Source organism: Deinococcus marmoris, from assembly GCF_001949125.1.
In the GTDB taxonomy this organism is placed as follows: domain Bacteria; phylum Deinococcota; class Deinococci; order Deinococcales; family Deinococcaceae; genus Deinococcus; species Deinococcus marmoris_A.
This window is the reverse complement of record NZ_MSTI01000071.1, coordinates 1-6,950: the sequence shown is the minus strand read 5'-3', so window position 1 is coordinate 6,950 and position 6,950 is coordinate 1. Positions and strand designations below refer to the sequence as shown.

General features: G+C 62.2%; 4 protein-coding genes, 4 tRNA genes and 1 pseudogene. 7 read left to right on the top strand and 2 right to left on the bottom strand.

From position 1 onward, the window contains the following. A pseudogene (locus BOO71_RS27780) lies at nucleotides 1-312 on the top strand (IS4 family transposase); the annotation flags it as partial. Nucleotides 313-572: 260 nt separating this feature from the next. After that, the gene (locus BOO71_RS11105; protein WP_083653354.1) at nucleotides 573-1,538 is read left to right on the top strand and encodes an ABC transporter substrate-binding protein; all 966 of its coding nucleotides are present in this window, start codon (nucleotides 573-575) and stop codon (nucleotides 1,536-1,538) included. Between the two features lie 61 nt (nucleotides 1,539-1,599). On the opposite strand, the gene BOO71_RS11100 is transcribed toward BOO71_RS11105, so the two are convergent. Together BOO71_RS11100 and BOO71_RS11095 are read right to left on the bottom strand one after the other, a co-directional pair. Next, nucleotides 1,600-3,483, bottom strand: coding sequence for an ABC transporter ATP-binding protein (locus BOO71_RS11100; RefSeq protein WP_075832303.1), 1,884 nt, complete (start codon nucleotides 3,481-3,483; stop codon nucleotides 1,600-1,602). Further along, nucleotides 3,480-5,432 (bottom strand): ABC transporter ATP-binding protein, encoded by a 1,953-nt coding sequence (locus BOO71_RS11095; RefSeq protein WP_083653355.1) that lies wholly within the window; start codon nucleotides 5,430-5,432, stop codon nucleotides 3,480-3,482. Before BOO71_RS11095 ends, BOO71_RS11100 begins: the two co-directional genes overlap by 4 nt. Before the next feature lie 499 nt (nucleotides 5,433-5,931). Between BOO71_RS11095 and BOO71_RS11090 the strand changes: the two genes are divergently transcribed. From BOO71_RS11090 to BOO71_RS11070, 5 genes are all read left to right on the top strand, one after another. Next, nucleotides 5,932-6,007 (top strand) — tRNA-Thr (locus BOO71_RS11090). A 46-nt stretch (nucleotides 6,008-6,053) separates the two neighbouring features. Further along, a tRNA-Tyr gene (locus BOO71_RS11085) sits at nucleotides 6,054-6,139 on the top strand. A 22-nt stretch (nucleotides 6,140-6,161) separates the two neighbouring features. Beyond that, a tRNA-Gly gene (locus tag BOO71_RS11080) sits at nucleotides 6,162-6,234 on the top strand. A 27-nt stretch (nucleotides 6,235-6,261) separates the two neighbouring features. Further along, nucleotides 6,262-6,336: transfer RNA gene (locus BOO71_RS11075), tRNA-Thr, on the top strand. A gap of 215 nt (nucleotides 6,337-6,551) precedes the next feature. Then, nucleotides 6,552-6,950, top strand: a 399-nt coding sequence (locus BOO71_RS11070; RefSeq protein WP_175607429.1) for a GTP-binding protein, incomplete at its 3' end; no start/stop codon positions are given.

Here is a 6,950-nt window from a genome sequence, read left to right as displayed (position 1 = left end):
GTGTTTCGCGATGCCAAGCAGTTCGCAGGGCTGACCACATGCCAGCTCCGCAAGACGCAGGCTCTGGAAAATCACTGGAATGCTGCGTTCTTTGCACTCAGTCTGGGCCGGGCTGAAATGCTCCTGGAGGCCAGCGGCCTCCAGGGTCGCCCGGTCACTTCGCTGGTGTTTTCCTACGAGGACATCAAGCGGCGGGCCTTCAATCGACTGTTTGCGTGGCGAATACTGAGCAATCTCGGTCTTCAGGCGAGATTTGCTGAATTGGAAAAACATCCATCCAGGCCGCTGGATCTGGGAGTCAAAGCAGCTTAGAGCTGGTCAAAACTGTCCGAACCATTGATCAGAGGCTCTTGCGCCTCTTGAAGTGTGCTTGATCGGGGGCGTCGTCGCCGCGCCGATCTATTTCTTGATCCGAACCTCGGTCTGCTGGCATGTCCACCTCCCTTTCCACGTTCCACTGTGCCGCATGGACAGGCGCGGCGGCATCCGTACAATGGCGTGGCAATGGGCGAGACAGTGGCTTAGCGTGGCCCATCACAGACGCGTCACGCCGCACTCCTATACTCGGTCTCATGAAGCGATTTGCCCTCCTCTCCCTGGCGTTCCTGCTGGGAGGAACCCAGACCACCCAGGCCCAGACGCCCACACGCACGGTCAACATCGGCCTGGGCTACAACCCGGACGTGCAGTTCACGCCCTTTTACGTGGCCGACAAGCTGGGCTACTTTGCCGCCGAGGGCCTGAAGGTCAACTACCAGCACGGCTACGTGACCCAACTGCTGCCGCTGCTGCTGCAAGGCAAGCTGGACTTCGTGGTGGGCGATCCCGAGGACGCCATCTTTGCGCGCAATCAGGGCGCGGACGTGAAGTACATCATGACCATGTATCAGAAGAATCCGGTGACGGTCTTCAGCCTCAAGCCACTGGACGGGATTGCCAGCTTAAAGGGCAAGACAGTGGGCATTCCCGGCCCCTACGGCAGCACCTATCACGCCATCCAGGCCGTACTGGACAGCGCCAAGCTAAAAGAGGGCAAGGACATCAAACTCGCCACCATCGGCTTCACGCAGCAGGACGCGGTGCGGGCCGGGCGGGTGGACGCCGCTGTGGGGTACATCAACAACGACGTGGTGTTGCTGGAGCAGTCGGTGGGCAAGAAGGTCTACACTCTCGACATTTCCGCCGCGTACCCGATGGTGGGCGTGGGCCTGATCGCCTCCGGCAAGTCGCTAACGGGTGATCTGGCCGCCAAAGTGGTGCGGGCCAGCCAGCGCGGCCTGAAATTCACGGTGGCGGACCCCGCCCGCGCCTTCAAACTGGCCCAGCCCGTGTTCGGCAAGGCGGGGACGCTGGAGATCCTCAAGGCCAGCACGCCGCTGATGACCAGTGCCTACACGCAGGCCAACGGCATCGGCGCAAGCAATCCCGATGCCTGGACGAAAGCGGTGGCTGTCCTGGTCAAGCAGGGGAATCTGCCGGCTGGAGCGAAGGCGACGGACTATTACAGCAACGGGTTTATCAGCAAGACCTTGAAGTAGCGCGGGGCAAAGGAAGAGGCCGGAAGCAATATGCGTTCCGGCCTCTCCCCTTTTCCCGATTTCAATCCGCCGCGTCGGCCTGCGAATACTGGAGGCGGTGCAGGCGGGCGTAGTAACCGCCCTGCTCCAGCAGTTCGCTGTGGCTGCCCTGCTCCACCACGCGGCCCTTCTTCATCACCACGATCCGGTCACAGTGTTCGATGGTACTGAGGCGGTGGGCGATGATCACGCTGGTGCGCCCATACATCACCTTGATCAGCGCCTGCTGAATCCGAAGCTCTGTTTCGGTGTCCACGTTGGCGGTGGCCTCGTCCAGCACCAGCAGAATGTCCGGGTTCTGGATCAGCGCGCGGGCGAAGGCCAGCAGTTGCTTTTGCCCGGTGGACAGCGTTGCGCCACGCTCGCGCACCTCGGTCTGGTAGCCGTTTTCCAGCGACAGGATGTAGTCGTGGACCCCCACGTACTTGCAGGCTTCCACCACACGCTCGTGAGGGATTTCCTCATTGTTCAGGGTCAGGTTGCTCTCGATGGTCCCGGCGAACAGGAACACCTCCTGCAAGACCACCCCCACATGCTTGCGGAGGTCGTGCTGCGCCAGATCGCGCACGTTCTCGCCGTCCACCTTGACCGCGCCGCGCTGCACGTCGTAAAAGCGGCTGACCAGGGCCGTCACGCTGGTCTTGCCTGCGCCCGTCGCGCCCACCAGGGCCACACTCTCGCCCGGCTGGATGTGCAGATCGATGCCGCGCAGAATCCAGCGGCTGTCGCTGTCGGGCGTCTCGGCGGTGACGGTCTGATCGTAGGCAAACCACACCTGCTCGAAATCAACCCGGCCCTCGAAGTTCGGCAGCGTCTTGGCGTCCGGCTTGTCGGCAATTTCTTCTTCCGTGTCCAGCACGCCGAAGATGCGCTCGCTGGAGGCCATCGCCGCTTGCAGGGTGTTGAATACGTCGGCCAGATCCTGAATCGGCTGGAACAGTTGCTGCGACAGTTGGATAAAGGCGAACAGCGTGCCCACCGTGATCGCCCCGGCCACCACGCCCGTCTGCAAAGCCCCGTTGGCATCCACGTTCACACCCAGAATCTGGCGCGAGGCGAAGAACAGAATCAGCGCCACGGCCACCTGTCCCAGCACCGCCACCACAGGCATGAACAGCGAGAACCAGTGGACGCTGTTCTCATTGGCGGTCAGCAGGGCGCGGTTGCTGTGGTCAAAATCCAGCGCGCTACGGCGTTCGCGCCCGAACAGTTGCACGGTCAGCATCCCGGTGATGTTCTCGTTGAGCTTGCTGTTCACGGTGGCCTGGTGGGTGCGGGTATCGCGGAAGGCGTCGCGCAACTTGGTGCGGAAGAAGTTGGTGGCGAAGTACAGCACCGGAAGCACTGTGAAGCTGATCAGCGCCAGCCGCCAGTTGACCGACAGCATGATGACCACGTACACCACGATGATAAAGCTGCTCTGAATCAGGCTGACCAGACCGTTGGTGATGAACTGGTTGATGGCGTCCACATCGCTGGTGACGCGGGTGATCAGGCGGCCCACCGGGTTCTGATCGAAGTAGGACAGTTGCAGGCGTTGCAGCTTGCTGAACACGTCGGCGCGGATGTCGCGCAGGACGTTCTGGCCCAGGTAGCCGATGGCGAGAGCGAAGGCGTATTGCAGGCCAAATTGCAGCACCTTGAGGCCCGCAAACAGCAGCGCCGTCATGGTCAGGCCCCGGTACAGCGCGTCCACATTGCCGCCGCGTTGCAGGGCCAGCGGCGTCAGGAAACTGTCGATGGCGTGGCGCTGGATCAGCGCGAACACCGGGGAGGCCAGCGAGATCAGCAGCGCCAGCACGATGCCGCCGATCACCAGCTTCAGGTAAGGCTGAACGTAGCGCAGCACGCGCCGCGTGAGTTGGGCGTCGAATTCCTTCTTGTAGCTGTCGTCGGGAGCGGTCACTTCAGCACCTCCTGACGGGTCTGGGTTTGCGTGGGCTGGGTCTGGGTCGCCTGGGTTTGCGTAGCCTGAGCGTCGCGGATGGCTTCCCGGCGCGCGGCCAGACGGTCCGCCGCCGCTTCGGGATCACCGATGGCGTCGTCTTCCTCGTCCAGATCGCTGGCCAGACGTTGCAGGCGTTCCAGCTCGGCGTAATGGCCGTTCAATTCCAGCAGCTCGTCGTGGCTGCCCTGCTCGGTCACGCGGCCTTCCTCCAGCACCACGATCTTGTCGGCGTGGCGCAACGTGCTGACGCGGTGGGCGATCAGGATCACGGTGCGGCCCTGACTGACCTCGCGCAGACCGTCCAGAATCTTGCGCTCGGTCTCGGTGTCCACCGCCGAGAGGCTGTCGTCCAGAATTAAAATGGCCGGTTCGCGCACGATGGCCCGCGCAATCGCCGTGCGCTGGCGCTGGCCGCCCGACAACGTTACGCCGCGCTCGCCCAGCAGCGTCTCGAAGCCGTCTGGAAAGCCCTCGATGTCTTCCAGCAGTCCGGCCAGTCGGGCGGCGTTGCGGACCCGTTCCGGGTCGGGCTGCTGGGGAATATTTGGCACGGGCGGCGCACCCACCACGCTCACGCCAGTCTTGACCAGGGGCAACTCCTGCTTTTCCACCCCGAAGGCGATGTTGTTGGCCAGCGTATCGCCGAACAGGAAGGGTTCCTGCGGCACCACCGCCACCACGTCGTGCAGCACCCGCAGAGGGATGACCCGCAAGTCGTGGCCGTCCATGCGGACCACGCCGGAGCTGGGGTCCATGCTGCGCGTGATGAGCTGCCCCAGCACGGTCTTGCCGCTGCCAGTAGGTCCGGTGATGCCCAGGAACGTACCAGCGGGCACATGCAGGTCGATATTTTTAAGCACCTCGCGGGTGCCGTAATTCATCGACACATTCCGGAAACGCAAGTCGCCGTCCAGCGCGCGAATGCTGGTGTCGGTGCGCCCCGGCACGTCCTGCACCTGGGCGCGGGCGTCGTACAGTTCGCGCAGACGCAGCCAGGAGGCCAGTCCGCGCTGGGTCACGCCGGTGATCCAGCCGATCATCAGCATCGGGAAAGTCAGGCGTTCCAGGGTGCCCACGAACTGCACGAACATCCCCACCGTGAATGCCCCGTTCGAGTTCAGGATCAGCCGCCCGCCCACCAGCAGGATCAGCGCGAAGGCCAGCCCCAGCAGCAGGCTCATGAACGATCTGAGGGGACCGTCCACTTTCGTCAATGCGATGTTGCGCTTCAGCAGTTCCAGGTTCATGGCCTTGTACTCGCTGATCTCACGGTCCTCGATGGCGTAGCCCTTGACCACCCGCGCGCCGCTGAAGTTTTCCTGCGCCTTGCCCGCGATCTTGCTGTTCTGCTCCTGCGCCAGCCGGTGGCGCACGTTGATCAGCCGCGCCAGATAGGTCAGCACGCCCACGATGATCGGCACCACCGCCAGCACGATCAGGGTCAGTTGCCAGCTCAGGCTGAACATCACGGCGAACGAGGTCAGAAAGCCCGACACGATGTTCACGATCTGCCAGAGGCCGAAACCCAGCGTCTCGCGCACGGCGCTCAGGTCGCCGGTCAGGCGGTTCATCAGGTCGCCGGTGCTGGCGCGGTCGTAATACGGCTTGTCCAGCCCTTGCAGGTGGGCAAAGATGTCGCGCCGGATTTCGTACTCGGTCTGGCGCGAGGCCACCACGATCAGGCGGCGCATGTACAGCATGAACACGCCCGCTGCCACCGCCGCCACCACGATGCCCAGCGCGTACCATCCAGCCTGCGCCAGCGTGATGCCGGGCGTGCCGGGATCGCCGTCGCGCGCCCCGGTCAGGCCGTCGATGACCAGACGAATGAAATAGAAGGGCAACAGGTTGATGCTGTTGGCAAAGATGACCAGCACCATGCCGATGATGTACTGGCGCTGGTGCATTTTCAGATAGGGCCACAGGGAACGCAGACTGTCCAAGAGAAAAACCTCGTTGGGGTGACACGATGGGCATGTCAGAAAAGGGGGCGAGAGAATCAAAGAGCGGGTCTGGGTCGCCGGAAAAGGCGTCCAGAAACAACTCGTGCGCCGGACAGCATACGCCGCATGGCTTGGCAGGGAATGCGCCGAATGGCTCATAGCCCCGGAGCTGCCCAGCAAGTGGGGGCGGCTACCTGACCCGTCCACCGGGAAGGTCCACCTATGCTGGACAGCCCGCAGATCAACCCTGAGCAGACCTGTGTGGAAGGCGAGAAAAGTCGCGCTGCTCCACAGATTCGGAAGGGGGCCGAACAGCCAGGCCAGCCTTTTGGGGGCCGCCCAGGAAGCTCCCGCCAGCAAGGTTTGACACCCTCTATAACCAGTGCTACTATTCCCAGCCGGAAGTGAACGTGCCTGCGCGGCCTCTTCCGCACCCAGATGGGACAGCTTTGCCTTCGCTCCAGCCACCCTAGCTCAACTGGTAGAGCACCCGATTTGTAATCGGAAGGTTGTCGGTTCGATTCCGATGGGTGGCTCCACAGTTTCAGCGTCAGTTTCAATCGGCGGTGAAACCATGACAACTGCGGGTAGGTGGCCGAGTGGTTAAAGGCGACAGACTGTAAATCTGTTCACGTAAGTGTACGGCGGTTCGAATCCGCCCCTGCCCACCAGCGCTTTACCTCCTTTCATCCTGCGGGAATAGCTCAGTTGGTAGAGCGTCAGCTTCCCAAGCTGAATGTCGCGAGTTCAAGTCTCGTTTCCCGCTTATCCTTTTTCGCCCCTTCTCAGACGCGCTTCTGTAGCTCAGTGGTAGAGCACTCCCTTGGTAAGGGAGAGGTCATCAGTTCGAACCTGATCAGAAGCTCCAGCAATCTTTACCAGAGTTCCATGGTTTTGCCCAGACGGCCTGCATGTTTTTTGTGTGGGCCGCTTCTGATGAACCCCGCCGCGACAACGTGAGGCAAGTCTTGGCACAGGTCAAGCAGGCGGATACACTGTTCAGGCTTGCCCGCCGTTGACTTTAAACAGCAGGGCAGTCTTGACCCCAAGCCCCCTTTCAGTCTTTTTCAGGAGGACACCAGCATGGCAAAAGGCACTTTTTCGCGCAACAAGCCGCACGTGAACATCGGCACCATCGGACACGTCGATCACGGCAAGACCACCCTGACCGCTGCCATCACCTTCACGGCCGCCGCGATGGACCCCACCATCGAAACGATGGACTACAGCCAGATCGACAAGGCCCCCGAAGAAAAGGCCCGTGGCATCACCATCAACACCTCCCACGTCGAGTACCAGACCGCCACCCGGCACTACTCGCACGTCGATTGCCCCGGTCACGCCGATTACATCAAGAACATGATCACCGGAGCCGCGCAGATGGACGGCGCAATCCTGGTCGTCAGCTCCGCTGACGGCCCCATGCCCCAGACCCGCGAACATATCCTGCTGGGCCGTCAGGTGGGCATTCCCTACATGGTC

Excerpts from the sequence above, each read along its gene's own strand:
- BOO71_RS11105 (WP_083653354.1), top strand. The coding sequence starts at position 573 with ATGAAGCGATTTGCCCTCCTCTCCCTGGCGTTCCTGCTGGGAGGAACC.
- BOO71_RS11095 (WP_083653355.1), bottom strand. The coding sequence starts at position 5,432 with ATGCACCAGCGCCAGTACATCATCGGCATGGTGCTGGTCATCTTTGCC.